At 49.0% G+C, this 19,076-nt stretch carries 18 protein-coding genes and 1 tRNA gene; 8 read left to right on the top strand and 11 right to left on the bottom strand.

From position 1 onward, the window contains the following. Positions 1-7: 7 nt before the first annotated feature. From JVX88_RS00405 to JVX88_RS00375, 7 genes are all read right to left on the bottom strand, one after another. Positions 8-664 (bottom strand): class I SAM-dependent methyltransferase, encoded by a 657-nt coding sequence (locus tag JVX88_RS00405; protein ID WP_211624700.1) that lies wholly within the window; start codon positions 662-664, stop codon positions 8-10. A gap of 55 nt (positions 665-719) precedes the next feature. Further along, on the bottom strand, positions 720-1,211 hold the full coding sequence (locus JVX88_RS00400) for an ABC transporter permease (protein WP_211624698.1): 492 nt from the start codon (positions 1,209-1,211) through the stop codon (positions 720-722). Continuing rightward, entirely contained in the window at positions 1,211-2,266 is a 1,056-nt protein-coding gene (locus JVX88_RS00395) for an NAD(P)H-hydrate epimerase (protein WP_211624696.1), read from the bottom strand. The genes JVX88_RS00400 and JVX88_RS00395 overlap by 1 nt, the downstream gene beginning before the upstream one ends. A 280-nt stretch (positions 2,267-2,546) precedes the next feature. Further along, a tRNA-Arg gene (locus JVX88_RS00390) sits at positions 2,547-2,623 on the bottom strand. A 44-nt stretch (positions 2,624-2,667) separates the two neighbouring features. Then, positions 2,668-3,189, bottom strand: a complete 522-nt coding sequence (locus JVX88_RS00385; protein ID WP_211624694.1) for an adenine phosphoribosyltransferase — start codon at positions 3,187-3,189, stop codon at positions 2,668-2,670. Between the two features lie 34 nt (positions 3,190-3,223). Further along, positions 3,224-3,523, bottom strand: a complete 300-nt coding sequence (locus tag JVX88_RS00380; protein ID WP_211624692.1) for an acylphosphatase — start codon at positions 3,521-3,523, stop codon at positions 3,224-3,226. Next, positions 3,502-4,260: a chlorite dismutase family protein gene (locus JVX88_RS00375; RefSeq protein WP_211624690.1), complete on the bottom strand. Its 759-nt coding sequence runs from the start codon at positions 4,258-4,260 to the stop codon at positions 3,502-3,504. Before JVX88_RS00375 ends, JVX88_RS00380 begins: the two co-directional genes overlap by 22 nt. Positions 4,261-4,423: 163 nt before the next feature. On the opposite strand from JVX88_RS00375, the gene JVX88_RS00370 reads away from it, so the two are divergent. Beyond that, positions 4,424-5,290, top strand: a complete 867-nt coding sequence (locus JVX88_RS00370; protein WP_211624688.1) for a hypothetical protein — start codon at positions 4,424-4,426, stop codon at positions 5,288-5,290. Here the strand turns inward: JVX88_RS00370 and thiD are convergent. Genes thiD through JVX88_RS00350 form a run of 4 tightly spaced genes read right to left on the bottom strand, consistent with a single transcriptional unit; the run spans position 5,277 to position 9,283 of the window. After that, the gene (gene thiD / locus JVX88_RS00365; protein ID WP_211624686.1) at positions 5,277-6,095 is read right to left on the bottom strand and encodes a bifunctional hydroxymethylpyrimidine kinase/phosphomethylpyrimidine kinase; all 819 of its coding nucleotides are present in this window, start codon (positions 6,093-6,095) and stop codon (positions 5,277-5,279) included. The genes JVX88_RS00370 and thiD overlap by 14 nt on opposite strands. Further along, on the bottom strand, positions 6,092-6,733 hold the full coding sequence (locus tag JVX88_RS00360) for a thiamine phosphate synthase (RefSeq protein ID WP_211624685.1): 642 nt from the start codon (positions 6,731-6,733) through the stop codon (positions 6,092-6,094). The genes thiD and JVX88_RS00360 overlap by 4 nt, the downstream gene beginning before the upstream one ends. Further along, positions 6,726-7,025 (bottom strand): hypothetical protein, encoded by a 300-nt coding sequence (locus JVX88_RS00355; RefSeq protein ID WP_211624683.1) that lies wholly within the window; start codon positions 7,023-7,025, stop codon positions 6,726-6,728. Before JVX88_RS00355 ends, JVX88_RS00360 begins: the two co-directional genes overlap by 8 nt. Positions 7,026-7,078: 53 nt before the next feature. Then, entirely contained in the window at positions 7,079-9,283 is a 2,205-nt protein-coding gene (locus tag JVX88_RS00350) for a tetratricopeptide repeat protein (RefSeq protein ID WP_211624681.1), read from the bottom strand. A gap of 524 nt (positions 9,284-9,807) precedes the next feature. Between JVX88_RS00350 and icmH the strand changes: the two genes are divergently transcribed. The 7 genes from icmH (at position 9,808) to JVX88_RS00315 (ending at position 19,030) form a co-directional block, all read left to right on the top strand. Then, a complete protein-coding gene (gene icmH / locus JVX88_RS00345; RefSeq protein WP_211624679.1) occupies positions 9,808-10,485 on the top strand; it encodes a type IVB secretion system protein IcmH/DotU in 678 nt (225 codons plus the stop codon). 97 nt (positions 10,486-10,582) lie between these two features. Beyond that, the gene (gene tssM, locus JVX88_RS00340; protein WP_211624677.1) at positions 10,583-14,143 is read left to right on the top strand and encodes a type VI secretion system membrane subunit TssM; all 3,561 of its coding nucleotides are present in this window, start codon (positions 10,583-10,585) and stop codon (positions 14,141-14,143) included. Positions 14,144-14,177: 34 nt separating this feature from the next. Next, positions 14,178-14,993: a type VI secretion system accessory protein TagJ gene (locus JVX88_RS00335; RefSeq protein ID WP_211624675.1), complete on the top strand. Its 816-nt coding sequence runs from the start codon at positions 14,178-14,180 to the stop codon at positions 14,991-14,993. Between the two features lie 110 nt (positions 14,994-15,103). Then, positions 15,104-16,309 (top strand): type VI secretion system protein TssA, encoded by a 1,206-nt coding sequence (gene tssA / locus JVX88_RS00330; RefSeq protein ID WP_211624673.1) that lies wholly within the window; start codon positions 15,104-15,106, stop codon positions 16,307-16,309. Positions 16,310-16,380: 71 nt separating this feature from the next. After that, positions 16,381-16,899 carry a type VI secretion system contractile sheath small subunit gene (gene tssB / locus JVX88_RS00325; protein WP_211624671.1) on the top strand — a complete coding sequence of 173 codons (519 nt, stop codon included), beginning with the start codon at positions 16,381-16,383 and terminating at the stop codon, positions 16,897-16,899. 3 nt (positions 16,900-16,902) lie between these two features. Beyond that, entirely contained in the window at positions 16,903-18,393 is a 1,491-nt protein-coding gene (gene tssC, locus JVX88_RS00320) for a type VI secretion system contractile sheath large subunit (RefSeq protein ID WP_211624669.1), read from the top strand. A gap of 148 nt (positions 18,394-18,541) precedes the next feature. Further along, a complete protein-coding gene (locus tag JVX88_RS00315; RefSeq protein ID WP_211624667.1) occupies positions 18,542-19,030 on the top strand; it encodes an Hcp family type VI secretion system effector in 489 nt (162 codons plus the stop codon). The last annotated feature ends 46 nt before the right edge of the window (positions 19,031-19,076 follow it).

Here is a 19,076-nt window from a genome sequence, read left to right as displayed (position 1 = left end):
TTCTCCTTTACTTTGCGATGATGACAACAAACGGGGAAGCTCCGGGATTACACCGTTCGCTTGACGCATCATCCGGTGTCTCAATTAATTTGACTATCGACATGCCAGTCTCAATTATTCCGTTTAGTGTGAAAGAAAGGGGCCAATGGAAATCGGTGAAGGCAACAGATGGAGGAGTATCGTCTTCAAGATATACGTTAAAGGGCACTCCCTTCGTTAGATAGCTATACGTTTGTTCAGAGCCGAACGATGTACGAAAATTGCTGAATTGACGGTCTCGGAAACAGGGATGAGAAACTGCGATGTAGGCGTAGCCACTGGGCTTCTTTACACGGTTTACGGTTTCCAAGACATCTTGGTGTTCCTCCTCGTTATCCAACGTCATCAAGACCATGCTCACGAGAACCGCGTCATACTCATCCGACAAAATCTCGCTACGATCGAGAAAGTAATTGTGAATACGCCCTGCGTTTCGATGTCGGGCGAGCTGAAGCATTTCTTCGTTCTTATCATGAACATCGATAAGGATATTCCGATCGATAATGTCGAGAATTCGGGTGTCGCCACAACCGTAGTCAAGTAGTTGTGCCGGAGCCAGATCGTTTATCAATGCAGCAAGCGCGGGATGGAGAACGTTCTCCTGCGATGTATGTCTAACACTCATGAAACTCTTAGCGTTAGCCGACCAAACGTTAGGAACGATTTTGCTATTACTAATGTCAGACATCTTTGTTCCACCCCAGAAATGATCGTTCAATAAGCAAAATACTCGTGAATAAAGTAAGTCCAATTAAAGTCGAAAGAATCAATGACGTCATCATCAAATCAGGTTCGAGACGAATGGCACTAATAAAAAGATTCTTCCCAAGACCTACTTCAGCCCCAGTGAATTCAGCAACTATAGCTCCGATCGCAGCTAGAGTCGCACTTACTTTAAGTCCGGCCAGGATACTGCCCGCCGAAAGCGGAAAGTACACGTTCCAGATCTTGAAACGTGTCGAGGCATCATAAATGTGCATCAGTTCGTGGATATTACTACTTATCGACTTGTATCCGTGCGCAAAGTTAACAAAGATCGGGAAAAAGCTGATCACTGCGGCCATCGCGATCTTTGATGTCATTCCGATTCCCAACAGAATGATAAAAAACGGTGCCAAAACGATCAGGGGAATAACTTGAGACGTAACCATCAATGGCAGTACAAAATCCATCACGCATCTGCTTTTGCGAACAGATCGCCGATCTCGTCTAACGCTTCTTCAGCTATAGCTCCGTCGTCTGTCTCCGCGATACCGCGGACCATCACCTCAGGCAACACGCGCGATTCTACCGAAGCCTTTGACGACCCCGGCGTAACCAGCGTAACCAATCCGACACCCGAACGCATTGCCGCATTCGCCGCCAAAACCGCCGCCCCTGAATAGTCCGCCGACCCAGCGACGATCAGCGAGTGCCCGCGTCTATTCTTGTAGGAATCGGCCGAGAATTCCGTTTGCTTAAGCCAACGTTCTGCATCTTCTCTTTCGGCCAAATACAATTGCGACGGCTGATCGTCGATCAAAACTTGCGGGGAACCGATATTTGCAACGTAAAGCTCGCCGTTTAACCGAGACGCCGGCGGAATAATGTTGGACGGTTTTGGAGCAGTGAACGAGACCGTAACATCAGCGGCAAAGCTCTCTCCTATCGGTTCAGGCAAATCAGAATCCAAACCGCCTGGGATATCTATCGAGAGGAAGATCGGGCGGATTTCATCCTCCAAAATACTGTTATACTGCTTCGCAAGCAGTGCAAGTTCATTTTCTAAAGGACGAGTTAATCCCGTGCCGAATACCGCATCGACCACTATATCCGGGCCGAGAAATGGATCAGGCCTATCAAAGAACGATCGATGAGTTCCGACCTCTGCAATACAGATTATCGGCTTAAATGGCTCAGTTTGACTTTCGTGAAGCCTCCGAAGTAGGCTCAGATTCTCAGCCGCATCACCGCTAACCTCGTCATCGGGAAACATCATGCAAACCGTTACATCGGCCCCCTGATTCCAAAGAATTCGAGAAAGAGCAAAACCATCGCCGCCGTTGTTGCCTTTACCGCAGAGGATCAGAATGCTTTTGCCTTTCACCGAACCGCCGAGTTTTTCGGTGATGACACGGGCGACGGCGTGCGCAGCGTTTTCCATCAGGATTATGGACGGAATGCCGTAGCGTTCGGTCGTTAGCCGATCGACCTCACGTATTTGGGCGGCTGTTAGCACTTTCTGCATCAGGCTTAAGTTGCCACTATACGCCGAAGAGTTCAAATCTTTTGGTTAAACTTTCTGTGAAAAGTCCTCTTGATAAGAGCTGCAGACGGGCCCGAAGATGCCAGTTGAAACCCAAAAGGCTGCACTGGGTCCAAGATGCAGCCTTTGGTAAAACTATGGAGCTATGAATAGAACTATGACGTTGTAAATGGCGTGTATTTGTTCGCCACTGTGCTCAGTCACCTTTTATTTCCGTTCTTTTAATACAAACATATATTCGACCTCTGTTTCCATAATTTTATGGTGGTCCCGGCTGGATTCGAACCAGCGGCCTTCCACTTAGGAGGCGGACGCTCTATCCAACTGAGCTACGGGACCAAAATGATCCATGGTCTTTTATCCAGGCCACAAGGTCTGGTCATCTAACTGTCGTAGTTTATCAAAGACTTGACGTTATATCCGCTTAGTTTTTCACGGCCGCCGAGGAAGTTCAGTTCCACAGCGAAGAGAAGCCCGGCAACCTTTCCACCGGCTTGTTCCACCAGATCGACTACGGCTTTTGCGGTGCCGCCCGTGGCCAAAAGATCGTCAACTATCAGAACACTATGGCCGTCTCCAACAGCATCTCTGTGCATTTCCAAAGTGTCCTGCCCATATTCGAGGTCGTAGGAAACAGAGATCTTTTCAGCCGGCAATTTCTTTGGCTTCCTCACCGGAACAAAGCCTACGCCGAGCTGATATGCCAGCGGTGTTCCGAAAATAAAGCCACGAGATTCGATGCCGATCACCGTGTCTATATCCATACCTCGGCAGGATTCGGTCATCGCATCGATGGTCTCTTCCAACCCCGAAGGGTCTTTCAAAAGCGTCGTAATGTCGTAAAAATTGATCCCAGGTTTCGGAAAATCGGGGACTTCGCGAATCAGTTTCTTTAGGTTTTCCATGTATTCAGATGATCCTAGTATGATGAATGCAAAATTATCGCTCTATTCGAAAATTCGAATAGCTCCGGTCCGGTTCGACCACGAGCTCTTCGATATGCTCGACCTTTCCGTATCTTGGACCGGTCGAAAGGTCCTCGCGCATTGCGGAGACATTTTTTTCCGTTCCCTGCACCAATGCTTCCACTCTTCCGTCTCCTAAATTCCGAACGAATCCGGTAATGCGATGCGTGGCCGCAGCACGCTGGGCAAAATAGCGAAAGCCCACACCCTGCACCAAGCCGCTTATCAAAAATCTCCGCGCAATCATCTCGCTCATCCGAGTGCGTCCAGACATTCCATTAGCGTCCTTTGACGACAAGTATAGATCGGCATTCCGCGGAGCGTGAATTTGCTCGCCGGGGTTTGGCGCAATTCCTCGGTCAAGGCCAAAAAATCGCCTGGCTCATCGGTCTCGAAGGAGATCAGGTATTCCTGGTCACTAAAGCCGAAAGCGTGCGTCAAATGGATTCTTATATTGGGAAAGCGTTTCCCAACCATAAAATTCTCTTCTATAAGTGCGTCGCGCTCGCTCGCAGGCTTTTCGTACCAATCCTTATGCTTTGCACACGGATACAGAAAATGATAGTCGAATTGCCCGGGCTTGGCGTGATCGCGATCTTCCATTCCCTCGGTGATGAACATCTTACCCTTCGTTACGGCCATATAGTTGTCCGCCGTCTCCAAGTAGCTTCCCAGCCGTGTCCGATAGAGCTTTGCTGTCATTTCCTGGAAAGAATCCAGCGAACATCCAACGCGCCATATCATCAGATCCGCCTTTGAATCGAACCCGACGAGCGAATAGCTCAATGCAATAAGCTCGTCACGAAAAGAATTATATACAGCCTGGAACTCGCTCTTCAGGACCGATTTGGTGTCAGGATCAAGCCGGCGCCACTGAGGATCGATCCGAAAAAATATAAAGCTAACAAATTGCGTTTCGATCTTAGAAAGGTCTGTCGGATCGGTTCGCTCCTCGACCAGCCGGAGCCCGACCTGTTCATTTTCGGCCTTTTTCTTCCCTAAGTTTTCCACTACCTTGCTCGTTCTTCTAAGATCGTTTCCGCAACTGCCGCCAATTTGAGGTCAGGTTCGATTCTGCCAAGTTTTGCATTGTTTGTCCAAAACCATTATGTGGATACGGTGCTACCCTCAGTTCAGTTTTACAATCCGTCTCACAGGTGCAAAAATACTCGGGATGTTCCGGCTGTTCACTATCACTTTCTTGTTAACCTCCTTGGTGCTTGTCATCGGGGCCCAGCAGCGGCCGCTTATAACAGATGATATAGACATCACACCACAAGGAGCGATCGAGATTGGGGCCGGGGTCGATTTTTTCCAGAAGGCCAAGTTTCCTCTTTCAGGGCTAACAGGCGACCTTACCCGAGTCGGCGATATCCGCATCAGACAAGGTTTTGCGTCTAATGTTGAGATACAGATAGAAGGAACGATCCAGAACTACTTGGCCATTGACACACAGCTGACTCCTTCGCCCATACCCCTGAACATCACGGGCAATTCAACCAATGATTTTGACGACTTTATCGTATCTGCCAAGATCAAGCTGTTCAGCGAAACAAAGAATCTTCCGGCACTTGGAATGAAGTTCGGCTATCAAATGCCGAATACTGACCAGGCCCGTGGGATCGGAACCAACCAGATCAACATTTTTTCAAAGATTATCGTACAGAAAAAATTCGGTGCGGTTCCGGGCAGATCGGCTCGGGCCAATGTTTATGGAAACATCGGCCTTGGGATAATGACCGCGCCGCTGAACCCATTCACGCAAAACGACGTTCTGCTCTACGGCCTCGCTGGCATCTTTCGGGTGAATGACCGGATCAACGTTGCATCTGAGGTGAATGGAAGAGTAAACACGCGATCCGGCCCGGCTCCGTTAGGAACCGAAAGCCTCGGCCAATTCCGGATCGGAACTCAGGTCCGGGCATCAGGTTTGCGATTCGATACCGCGGCGATCTTCGGATTGACGAAGAACAGTCCGCGTACCGGTGTTACGTTCGGCGTAACGTACGAATCTCCCAGCATAATTCCTATTGCGAAATAGGCCTGATATTTATCGGCGAATTCCCCTTCCCAAGCATCGGAGCTGTTCGGATCCCTTCATTCACGAAGGATTTTGCTGTTTTCACCGCGTTCTCAAGCTCATTACCAAGCGCAAGACCGGCGGTGATAGCTGCCGCGAGTACGCAGCCTGTTCCGTGTGTGGCAGACGTATGAATGAACGGGGCCTCGATCTTGGTCATTTCATCTTCTATGAAAAGAAAATCCGTCGCCATCTCATTTTCTTTTCCCGCATATTTGAGATGCCCGCCTTTGATAAGAACATTACTAACACCAAAACCCCGCATCACCTCGGCTGCTCTAATAACGTCTTCGCAGTCCTCGATAGCGACGCCAGTTATGCGTTCCGTTTCGGGTACGTTTGGCGTAACGATAAGAGCACACGGAAACAATCTTTCGACCAGTGAGCGTAATGCGGCATTGTCAATAAGATCAAATCCGGAGGTTGATCTGACCACCGGATCTACGACCAATCGTTTTATCTGATTTTCCGCCAATATTGAGGCGACCTCTTCAATAACCTCTTTTGTCGGGAGCATTCCTGTCTTCACTGCCGCGACCGGAAGATCCTCGAAGACGGGCTCGGCTTGGTCTCTTACCGATGTTGCGGAAAGCGCCTCAGCACCAAACACATTCGTTGTATTCTGAAATGTGATGGACGATATTACTGCGGTCGGATAACATCCGAACGCGACAAACGTAGCTATATCTGCATAGATCCCGGCTCCGCCGGAAGGATCGACCCCAGCAATACTCATACATACTGGCGGCTTTGATCTTTCCGTCATTGTTCGTACCCCCCGTTCAGATAGTGAGCAATAGTTTCCAGTCCTTTTATTTCATTCAGAAACCGTATCGCCGCAAGACCGGCCGCTCCTGTCTTCAGGACTTTGCCGAAATTATCTTCGCTGATACCGCCAAGCCCAAGTATCGGAATATTTGGAAACATCTCGCAGATTTTCTTTAGCTCATTGAGCCCGACCGAATTTTCTTTTCCCGGACTTGGGAACACCGGGCCGAAGACAACATAATCTATCTGTTCGGCAACTGCCTGTTCTATCTCCTCTTTACTATGAGTCGATCTGCCGATCAGGAACCCTTTGGGAGAATGCTTTCTTACTTCATTTGACGGCAGGCCCGCTGATGGAAGGTGTACTCCGTCCGCCCCGACTGCCAGAGCGACGTCAAAACGGTCATTTACGATCAGCTTTGTTCTGGTTTCAATAAATTGCCGGCGAAGCTTTTCCGCCAAGATAAAAAGCAATCGGCCCGGGATCCGCTTCTCACGCAACTGAAATATCCCAACCCCGGCTTTTGATGCAGCTTTGGCGATCTCTTGAAGTTCTGATTCGCGTTGGTCGTAATTCTGTTCAGTTACGTCGCCAGGCGTGATGAGCGAAATGATCGGCCGCTTCAGTTCATTCATTACCGTTTTTCGAATGGCGCCCTTGAAGCATTGCAACACTCTGTTTGAAATGAACCGCTTCCCATATAGCGATCACAAGGTTCAAAACGCCGAGCCCCGTTACCGCCCCTCTGGCCCAATTCGATGTTACCGCTGCCCGGACGGATGGAAGCCCAGCACGATCGGAAAGAAATACCAGCAGATGATTGTCGCTCCAATTGCCGAAGAGCGTGTCCCATGGAGACAGTATCAGATAGAATCCCAGCAGGACGCAGAGAAGAATAAAAAAAATGACGGTCAGTTTTTCAACCACTCCGTCAAATTATACGCCTATTGGTTTTAAGTAACAATTAGCCCGCCGTAGGGTTAGTTCGCGGCGGCCAGAGCCCCAACCTTATCGGCAACATCCCGGAAATCAATATTCTCGGCATATACCTGTTCATAGTATTTTGACGCATTTTTATGGTCGCCATCTGCTTCGTAGGCAGTTGCCAATTCGTACCATATACCTAGTCGCTCATCGTCAGAAGTGCTCGTCGTTTCCAACGTTCTTGTAAACCATTTGACAGCCAGATTCGGCTTGCCTAGTTGCATAAAGCAATGGCCGAGAAGATTCGCACATTGGAAAAATCGCCGCGTACCATCGTTAGGTCCGACCAAGGCAATAGCCTGTTGAAATTCCTTGATCGCGTCCTCAAGCAAGAACATTTCCTGATATGCGACCGCCGTGTGATAGTGCGTCTCAAAATCATCGTCGCGGCTATTCTCGGTTGGTTCGTCAAGGCCTAATTCTGAGCGGAGATCGCTGAGGTCAAAACCCATCGGTGCGGCCACGTCAGCAGCCGGAGTTTGTAATGTAGGCTCCGCCTCTTTCTCTTTCACAGGATTGGCTTCAGTTTTTTCCTCAAACTCAAGAGATCCTTCCGGCTGCGGATCTTCGAAAGTTTCCGGCATCGGATCTTCAGCCACAGACGACGCGCGTTCAGACAATATTGCCCTAAGCTCGAAGAGACCTTCGACCTCACCGAATTCTTTTATGAAATCTTCGATAGCTTTTTCGGCGATCTCGTCAAAGCCGCTCTCAACATAAAAGCGAATCCCTTCAAGTTCCTTTGCGATTATGTCATCAGCAACGGGCGGTCCCTCGCTATGATCTGTGACCAAGGCAGCATCAAGAACACTTTCGTCCTGATCATCTTCAGGTATGTCAAATTCGGTATCTTCGAAGGTTCCTGATCCATTAAGGTCAGACAATTCGCTTTCGTGATGGCCGTTCGAACTTTCGATCACGAACCCATTCCCGTTGGATGACTCATACTCTGCCAAGCCAGATTCATTGGCCGATATCAATCTCCCGAATTTCTGGTCGAAAATACTTTCAGATGCCTGTTCTTCTATTCCAAGTTCTGAATGCACATATCTAAGTCTTTCGGCAAGTGATGTATCTTCGGGGCAAAGCAGCACCAGTTGCTCCAGCGCGTAACGCTCATCTTCAAGAGATCCATTTGCCTGCGCCACCTTTGCGATAGAATTTAGAGATGCCAACATCCCGGCTTCATCCTTTAACCACGATGCGGTCCGCGCCATCATTCGCAGTGCTTCCAGATTCTCCGGTTGGATGGCAAGAACATTGCTGACAAGTAGGCTCAACTCATCAGCCTTTCCATTCATCAGCATATATTCGGACGCCATTGATAGGGCTCTGGACGCTCCGGATGGATCATTATCCTTCAGATAAATGTTTCCTAACTCAATGAGCATGGGATAATTATCCGGCTCGGCTTCCATGAGCTCTTTGAGCGACCGCTCCGCTGATTCAGTATCACCGGTACGAAGACCGCATTCCGAGTAAAGTTTGTGAAGTCCCCGATTCTGGGGATCCTTCTCATAAGCATCAATAACTCTGGCCTGTGCTTCCGCGGCGTTACCTGATTCAAATCCGGCATCCAGGTATGCCTTGAAAACCTCAATATTTTGCGGCATTAGATCTAATGCTCGACCAAATGCCCAAAAGGCCTTTTCGTATTCGCCTTTATCACGGAATTTCTCGCCGGCTTCATTCAATGTGGCAAACGCTTCATCGGGGCAACTTTCTGAGGCATATCCTTCCCCGATCTTTAACAGTTCATCTGCGTTATCCTTTGTTAGATCCGCTACTTGCCTCATTACATCTAAGGCAGCCGTGTTCTCACCCCGTTTTCTGTATTCCGCCGCAACCCATTCTAAGTGCTTTCGTGCGTCTGCGATCGAGCCCTTTTCTTTGTAAAGCTCACCGAGCCGCAAAGAAACTTCAATGGTATTCGGGGTCAATTTTGCGATCTTGTTGTAAACGGCTATAGCTTTATGCGCGAATCCCTGATTGGCATAATGCTCAGCGACCGCACGGTAACATTCCACCGCCGGTTTGGATTCTGAATTCTTGGCATATAGGTCGCCAAGCATATTCATAGTGCTGTAATCGCGTGGATCGTGTTTGATAACCTGGCGAAACTCGCTTATTGCGGAACTTATCTTTCCCTGCGAGAGAAACTTTTCCGCGTTGCGCATCGCTTTGGTTTTATCGAAGCTCATTGTTGAGTGATATCGTGCCGATCAGGAACTAACAGGTAGGGCGGCCGGAGGTAAACTTAAGTCAACATTGCCTTTAGACACCCTCACAGGCAGGCAATTCAAGCGTGACCTGCAAAGTAAAAGCTATCACAATGTACAAAATTGTGTCAATCTTTTTTGACAATTTTTGTAAATGTTTTACAGATTTGTCATTTTGATTGTTTTTAGCACACACAAGATCTACTTGCGACATAATCGTTTTCTTAACAGATCAGGCTCATATCTTAAAGATTGGTAATATGAAGAGTTTTGCCCTACAGATCAGATAACCTTTAACTTCAATGCAAGTAATTTGATTTATACTGTCTTAGATTTGGGGACGTCAAAACATAGACCACAGTCGTGTAAAGATATTCCTGAGGCTAAATTTGCGCAGTCTAAGCAAAATATTGATACATCGAGTTTTATCTGATATTTTGCTAGAGTTGAAAAGCATTCGAGCTATGGACTGAGTTGTATGCCAAGCTCTGTCGAGCATCAAGTATATGGCTGAAGTGGCGACCAAAAACGATCTTGTTACATTCGCAGGCCCGATCTTCGATCTGATCCTGCGATTGAAGGCGGGCATTGTTGCGCCCTCTAACGACCTAAGGCCGAAATTTGCCGGGATGCTGGAGGATTTTGAGCGGCGTGCTGAACGCTATAAGTTCAATCACAAGATCATTCAGGTTGCGAAATTCGCGCTTGCGGCTTTCATTGATGAGACCGTTCTTACGAATAATTTCCCTCTTAGAAATGAATGGGAAAAGAATCCCCTTCAGCTTGAGTATTTTGGCGAACAGGTAGCGGGAAATAAGTTTTTTGAAAAGCTTGATGCAATGCTCAAGCAGATAGAAGTAACCGCGGATGCGGTCGAGGTCTATTACTTCTGTATGCTCCTTGGTTTCAAGGGCCGGTATGCGATATACGAGCAGGAGAAGCTGCTAGAGACGATGCAAACCACTGCAAATGCACTGGTTAAGGTCGGCAAGATGAAGCCGGTCGAATTGGCTCCTCATTGGCTTTCTAATGACCAGCCGAAACCGCCGGAAAAGCGCGGTATGCCTGTCTGGGCAAAAATCGGAGCTTTGGCCGGTCTAGGTTTAAGTGTCATTGTGTATTTCGTGATGTTCATCTTCGCGTACAAGTTTCTTACAGACACAATGACAAAGCTTCAGATCTGATCGGGAACTGCGGTTCGGTTTGCGTCCGATCGGCGTTTTACTGGATCGAAGACGATCATTAAAGCGGCCCTGTTAATCACTGCGGCTGAGATTCCTTATGGCTTCCTGGCACATGGATCAACTGAAATATGCTCTTGGCCTCGGTGGCATTATGTCGTTCTACGGGGTTGTCGGATTGATCGTGGTCCTGCTGCCGGAAGACACGATGGGATGGAATTACAAGATCGTAACGATCGGACTTGTTCTGCTAACACTTCCATTTGCATTGATAATAATGTTCGTTGCCTCTAGAAAGAGCAAGAAGCGCGAACGAAGGGAAGCAGCGGCGGCGTCCGCTGCGGAAACGGCGTCTGAAGCACCTGCACAACATAGAGTCGCCACGCCTAGTGGAAACTTTGGTGACCTTAATGCGGGTGCCGAAGAGGTTGTCCAGTTTCTGAAAAGCTCTGACCTTGGTGAAGGCGGCCGCGATGCTATTTATTCTTTGCCCTGGTATCTGGTTGCCGGAGCACCGAAAGCAGGGAAGAGTTCGCTTATCATAACTTCGAACCTCAATTTCAAGAATCTTCCGAGTCAACGACAGTCAGAACTAAGAACCGTTCGTCCAACGCCTAATATAGATTGGCGCATATCGACTGACGCTGTGTTCATAGACACCGCGGGCAGATACCAGACCGAAGGTGTCGATGGCGAAGAATGGTCGGCTTTACTGGAAACGATCAAGAAATACCGAGGCAATCGCCCGATCGATGGATTCATTCTTGTTGTTAATGCGGAGACCATATTAAAGGGCGACGAACGGGAGGTTGAAGAGCTTGCAAAGGTCCTGCGTACCCGACTGGATGACGCCATTTCGCGATTGAAGGTAAGATTTCCCGTTTATTTGGTCTTTACACATTCAGATACTATTGAAGGATTCCGTGATTCGTTCTCAAGCTCGAAAAACGAGGATAAGACCTTGGTCTGGGGGGCAACGATCCCGCTTGAAAAAAGTGAGAATGCCCAAGCGTTGTTCGATGGTGAATATGAGATCCTGCAGAATTCCATAATGAAGCGACGCTCCCTGCGTCTTTCCGCACCTTTTCCGCCGCTCCGTCAATTAAGGATCTTTAATTTCCCATTGCATTTCAGCTCAGCACGACGCAGATTTGGTGCGTTTGTAAACACACTTTTTAGGCCGAGTCCTTTTAGTGAGAATCCGTTTCTCCGAGGTTTTTATTTCACTGCATCGCCAGCAAACGCGGGCGATGGCGGAAGAGCTTCCGTTAAGAACGGGTTCTTTACAGAACGGCTGATGCGGGACGTGTTTCTTCGGGACAAAGATATCGTAAAAACCTTCATCGCTCAGCGTCAGAAACCGCCGATCCTCGGATGGTTCTTGACCATTCTAGGAGCGTTGATAGTTGTTACTTTGCTAGCGCTTTCCGCTATCTCGCTTATAAGCAACAAACAGATGCTTAGTGAGACAGAGTCTGTTGTTGGAAAGGCTATCACGCTCAGGCAGTCAGACGCGGGCCAAGACATTCTGACAAAGCAACCGAATGCGGTAAGAGCGGAACTCGATACGATGGACGATCTTCGCGACCTAGCCTCACGGCTTGATCGGTATGAACGAGAAGGTGCTCCGCTCTCGATGCGATTCGGAATGTATTCGGGGAATCGTGTCTTGCATGAACGGGTACTTCCTATCTATTTTCGTTTGGTCGAAACGCGGTTTGCTGCTCCGACTATTGAGAAGGTAAAGGCTGAGCTTAAAAAGTTCAGCGAAAGCCCGCAGACGTTCAATGTTGGCAAGCTTTCGGAAGAAGAGGTCAAACTGCTCGGGCAGCAGTATAATCTTCTAAAGGCATACTTGATGTTGACAAGCCAGCATGCGGATAAAGCCGAATCAACCCATTTAGTTACGACTCTTAAAGATTTTTGGCTAAGCGAATCAAAAGTTCAGCCGGAATTGCATCTTGCAGCAATTCAGCACCTTGAATTCTGGGCCAGGCAGGTAGATCGCGGTCCGGACAGGGGAGCTTTCAGGCGGACCGATGTTGATAAGGAACTCGTCGAGAATGCCCGCAAAAAATTGCAGGCGTTCCCACCGGTTCAGCGGTACTACCGACGAATGGTAACGGAGATATCGAAACAGATCGATGATCAGGGCGAAACAACCGTCTCTGGATTACTTTCGCGCAGGAATGCAGATTCCAGCCTTCTTACGGGAACAGTGCCGGTACAAGGAGTTTATACCCGTGCCGGATATGAACTCATGAAGAAGGCGATTTCGGAAGCACCTTCGAAGCTGACCGAGGAAGACTGGGTGATCGGTGACCAAAACCGTTCCCAGATCGCACAGGAAGGCGATACTTCAGTGCTTAACGAGATTTACCTACGGGATTATGCAGATCAATGGCGGGCATTCGTCAAAGGGGTGGATGTTGTCAAATTCGCGAATGCTCGGGAAGCCGAATCAGCGCTTTTGGCATTTTCACAAGCCAATTCGCCTATAGAGATACTTGCCGTTGAGATCGCAAAAAATACAAATCTATCGGCACCTATCGATGATGGTGGGTGGATTTCGTGGATAAAGGGGCTGATCTTTGGGGCTGGCGACCAAACGGTTGGCAGCTCCCAACCTGAGAAGGATTTTCGTCCGTTGTTCGATTTTGTCGGTAAACGCGGTGATACGGAAAATGCCCCGATCACGCGGTATAGAAGTGAATTGGCTTTGCTTGCACGTGAACTCACTGGCAAGTCCGATGATGAGATGAAGCGGATCGCTACTGAAATGGCCGGTGAGGAGCCGCGCGACCGTCTGAAGATAGGAACACGGGAAAAGAACATCAGCGGAATGCTCAGCTCTTTCAACGATGCTCAGACACCCGGTGCCCAGGAGATGGCGATATTCCTTCAGAAGCCGATCGATCGATTGAAGGCTCTGCTTGGTGCTGATGCGAAGAGCCAGCTTGCCAAGGCATGGACCGATCAGATCCTTCCGGCTGCTCGCGAGATCGAAAAGGGTTATCCATTCGAGGACGGCCAAGCCGATGCAGACCTGACTAAGCTGACCGAGTTTCTCGCACCTAACAAAGGCAAATTCTCAGAATTCTACGATAAACGACTATCTAGTTATTTCGAGGAAGTTGGTGGCCAATTGCGGCTAAAAGAGAATGCAGAGGTGAAGTTTACCGATGAGTTTATTTCCTATCTGAATAATGCTATGAATTTGCGGCGGGTTTTGTTTGGTTCAAGCGAAACGCCGAAGTTCGAATACGAATTCAGACTCCGCCCGATCAGCGGGGCTCTTGTCGAAGCCACGATCGAGGGCACCAAGGCGACCTCAGAGGGGACAGGTGCCTTCAAGGGGACATTCCCCGGAAGCGGGGCTGAGCTGGGTGTTCTTCTGAACTTAGCTTCAACAAGTGCGACTACCGGATCGTCCGATTCGAACACATCCTCCGGTCCGGAACAGTTGAAGTTTGCAGGCGTTTGGGGCGTCTTCCGGTTTGTTGATGCCGGAAAACCTCAAAAGCAGGCCTCGGGCGAATATGTTCTGACGCATACGGTTTCCGGCAAAACCATAACTTCGACAATACGGCCAAGCGGCGGCGACCTGTTTGATAAGTCGATCTTTAGGCAGGTAAAAGCGCCTGATAGTTTCATTAAATGAACTTAAAGGATCAGAGCTGAATGAGGCAGCAAGTATGAACGACGCGAAATTAAAATTGGATGCGGGTGATCTGAAAGGGGCCGTTGAATCGGCGATCAATATTGTAAAAACGAACCCAACAAACGTTGCCGCCCGAACCTTTTTGTTCGAGCTCTCTTGTTTCTCAGGCGACTGGGAACGTGCGGAAAAGCAGCTTGAGGTAATCGGGCACCAGGACGCTAATGCGATGGTCGGAGCCCTGATCTATCGCCAGAATTTCCATAACGAGAAGAATAGGATGCGGCTGTTCTCTGACGGTCTCAGCCCGGAGTTCGTAACGGCGAAACCGGCGTACATTGACGATATGTTGGCGGCTATCAATCGCATCAGAGAAGGGAATATCGCCGAGGCCAGACTTCTTTTGGACAAAGTAGAAGAAGAGCGGCCTGCATTTCCCTGCGAGATAGACGGTGTAGGCTATAGCGACATCAGGGATTACAATGATGCGACAATGTGCGTTTTTGAGGTATTTATCAAAGATTCGTATGTTTGGCTGCCTTTTGAACAGATCAGGTCGGTGAAGATATCCAAACCCAAAACACTGCGGGATCTGTTTTGGATACACGCTGAGATCGAAATGCTTAGTGGAACAGCAGGTGAGATGTTCATACCAGCACTTTATTCGGGATCATGGCGAAGTGAGAACGACCTCGTCCGGCTTGGAAGAATGACAGATTGGAGAGACCTCGGAGATGAGTTGTTCTTGGGTGAGGGTATGCGTATGTTCTGGATGGATGGACGAGATAGGTCCATTTTAGACCTCGAGACGATCGTCTTTAATCATACGTCTGATACTGCGGCTGAAGTATAGCTTGAAGCGTGCTTATTTTTTGATTTTAGTTTAGAATGTTCAACACTCCGTTCACGTTGAATTATTTTTAACAGCTTTTTTGTCAATTGTATGGCGGGAGCAACCATTCAATGAACGAAGACCTACAGAAGCCACCAGTGATCGATCTCGACGCATTTTTGCAGCCGATCTCTGAGGAAGCGCCCTCCGGTGAGAATCTACGTTATTCAGGTTTGTACGATGAGATAATCGAAGCTCGACGGGCCGATGATCCACTTGCACTTGGCGACTGGGCGACAACTCTGAAGACGGCAGACTATAGAAAAGTTATTGAGATTGCCACGAACGCTCTTATTAATAAGACGAAAGACCTGCAGGTTGCCGCGTGGCTTACTGAATCGCTTATAAGGGAACACGGATTTCCCGGCCTGCGGGACAGTATGCGGCTACTGACAAGGCTTCAAGAAGAGTTCTGGGATACTATCCATCCGGAGATCGATGAAGGCGATATGGAAGGCCGCGGAAACGCGATCGAATGGTTCGAGACGCAAGCGGCAGAATCCATAAAGCACCTTAAGATAACTCAAGGCGCAGGGCTTAGTTTTTATAACCAGGAAGATGCAAAGATCTTTGATTTTCCGGAGGATTTTAGTTCCCTGGATTCCGATGAGCAGGCACGACTGAATGAGTTAAAGGAAAGAGCGGAAAAAGAGAATCGGACCACCGCACTCCAATGGCGGCAGGCACGAAATCTGACGCGCCGTCAGTTTTGCGAGGAGCTGAACTTTGCGATCGAAGAATGTTGGGAGACTTTTGCCGAACTCAACAGGGTGATCGAGGAAAAATTTGATCGGAATCAGACACCGGGGACCGCCAATCTGAAAAAATCGCTCGAGGACGTTCACGGTCTTGTTAAAAAGATACTTGATGTGAAACGGGCCGAAGAGCCGGATCCTGAGACCGCCGATGAGGCTGTTGAATACGGTGAAACAGGCGAGGGGGTATCCTCTGGCGGGCGAGGTAGATCGGGCGGAGCCGTCAGCGATCGCCAGGATGCTTTACGGAAGCTAAGTGAAGTTGCAGCCTTCTTCCAACGTACGGAACCGCATAGCCCCGTGTCATATTTGGTCCAACGTGCGGTCAAATGGGGTAATATGCCGCTCGATTCTTGGCTCTCAGAGGTAGTAAAGGATGAGGCCGTGCTTTCAAACATAAAGGAAACGTTAGGTCTGGGCACGGGTAGCGGCTGGGACAATTATGATTCCAGCTCAAGCTCGGATTCAGGATACGATGAATATTCCAGCGAATCTTCTGATAGTTCCGGAGATTCCTGGTAGAAATGGGGGGACGATGCCGAGGCGAATTCGATCGGCGGGAAATTTTAGTACATAGATAAGGAGAAAGAATAATGCCAGCTAAAGAAAGTTTACAGCACAAGATCGATCGGGTGCGTCCGCCTCGCGTTCAGATAACATACGACGTTGAGGTTGGGGGAGCGATCGAACTGAAGGAGCTCCCATTTGTTGTGGGTGTGATGGGCGATTTCGTCGGAAAATCGGAAGAGCCGTTACCGCCGCTAAAGAACCGTAAGTTTGTTGAGATCGACCCGGATAACTTCAACCAGGTCCTAGCCGGAATGGCTCCGCGACTTGCTTATACTGTAGATAATAAACTGCAGGATGACGGCAGCAAGATGGGCATCGAACTTAAGTTCAATAACATTGAAGATTTCGAGCCAGACAATATAGTCCAGCAGGTCGAACCTCTGCGTAAGCTCGTCGAAGCACGACAGAAACTTTCTGATCTCCGGTCCAAGATGGACGGTAATGAAAAGCTCGAAACAATGCTTGAAGACATCATTAGCAATGCCGACAAGCAAAAGGAACTTAGCGATGCGCTGGGTATTCAAGGAAAGGAGGATGCATAGGTCATGGCTAAACAGAAAGGACAAGAGGCTTCGACCCAAACCGTTGAAGTTGAGGAAGGTGGAAGCTTACTCGACCAAATATTGACTGAAGGCCGGCTCGCTCGGGACGATTACCAAAAGGAACGTGCCAAGGATATGATCGGCGAATTCGTCAACCAGGTGATGAGTGGTGAATTGACAATGTCCAAGAATATGGACGTTGCTATCAATTCGCGAATTGCAGAGATCGACCGGCTCATCTCTGCCCAAATGAACGAGATTATGCACCACGAGGATTTTCAAAAGCTGGAAGGCTCATGGCGTGGGCTGCATTATCTGGTAAAGAACAGCCTGACCGGGCCTCAGCTTAAGATCCGCGTTATGAGCGTTACTAAGAAAGACCTGCTCAAGGATTTCGAACGGGCGCTTGAGTTCGATCAGTCAGCAATGTTCAAGAAGATCTATGAAGACGAATATGGAATGTTCGGCGGAGCTCCATTTGGGGCTTTGATCGGTGATTTCGAATTCGGTAATCACCCGCAGGATATGGCGTTGCTGGAGAATATGTCTCAGGTTGCCGCCGCTGCTCACGCTCCCTTTATTAGTGCGGCCGCGCCGGGTCTCTTTGGCTGGGACACGTATAGTGAAATGTCTGAGGTGCGGGATATCTCTAAGATCTTCGATCGCACGGAATATATGAAATGGCGCAGTTTTCGTGAATCTGAAGACTCACGTTATGTCGGGCTGACGCTGCCGCACGTGCTGATGCGTGAGCCATACGGGGCTGCGACCAAGCCGACGGAGACCTTCCGATTTGAGGAAGACGTTGACGGGACAGACAACAAGAAATACCTCTGGGGAAACGCTGCATACGCATTTGGGGCGCGGTTAACCGAGGCATTCTCGATGCACGGATGGTGCGTTGCTATACGCGGCGTAGAGGGTGGCGGTCTGGTTCAGGGGCTTCCGACCCATACTTTCCAGACCGATGAGGGTGAAGTAGCAATGAAGTGTCCGACCGAAGTTGCTATAACTGATCGTCGTGAAAAGGAATTTGCAGACAATGGCTTCATTCCGCTTGTGCATTGCAAGGGAACCGATTATGCGGCATTCTTTGGGGCACAATCGGCCAACAAAGCTAAGAAGTACGATAAAGATGAAGCAAATGCGAATGCCCGGCTTTCCACTCAGCTGCAGTATATTTTTGCCGTTTCCCGATTCGCACATTACCTGAAAGCAATGATGCGGGACAAGATCGGCAGCTTTATGTCTCAGAAAGAGTGTCAGATGTTCCTCAATCAGTGGATCATGAATTACGTAACCGAGGACGATACGGCCTCGGCAGCGACAAAGGCACAATATCCGCTTCGCGAGGCGCGGGTAGATGTTGCCGAGATCCCCGGCAAGCCGGGGTGCTACCGGGCTGTTGCCTTTTTGCGGCCCCATTTCCAGCTCGACGAGCTTTCTGTATCTCTCAGATTGGTCGCGGATCTTCCGCCGCCGGCCAACGGTTGAATGTGGGGAAGGTCCACTGATTCTTACGTGTACCTTCCTCAGTTTATTTTCATGGGGGAATGCAAAATATTCGCGGCCTCTCGTCTAATGACTGTAGCCGAGATGGCTGGGATGTTTAAGGAATTCTAAATCGAAAAGGAGCAAAAAAATGGCAGCAGTTGATTATTTCTTGAAGTTGGAAGGGATCGATGGCGAAAGCCAGGATTCAAAGTATAAAGGTCAGATCGACATCGAATCGTGGTCGTGGGGTGAAACGAATTCAGGTGCCCATGCGGGCGGCGGCGGCGGCGGTGCCGGAAAGGTTGTGATGCAGGATTTTCACTTCGTAATGAAGATCAACAAGGCCTCGCCAAAGCTTCTTTTGGCATGTGCGACCGGCGAACATATCAAGAGTGCCATTTTGACCTGCCGAAAGGCTGGTGGAAAGCAGAACGAGTTTTTGGTAATGAAGATGACGGACCTTCTCGTCTCTTCCTATCAGACCGGTGGATCTGGACATTCTGACATCATTCCGACCGATCAGATCTCGCTCAACTTCGCAAAGATCGAGTTTGAGTACAAAGAACAAAAGGTTGATGGTTCAATGGGCGGTGCGGTGAAGGCCGGTTATGATCTGAAGGCAAATAAGAAGATCTAGTCAGGCTACCCGATATCGGGATATTGATTGAAGAGTGGTTATGCCG

Source organism: Leptolyngbya sp. 7M, from assembly GCF_018128485.1.
Note: the sequence above shows the minus strand (reverse complement) of the source record. Positions and strands in the feature narration are given on the sequence as shown.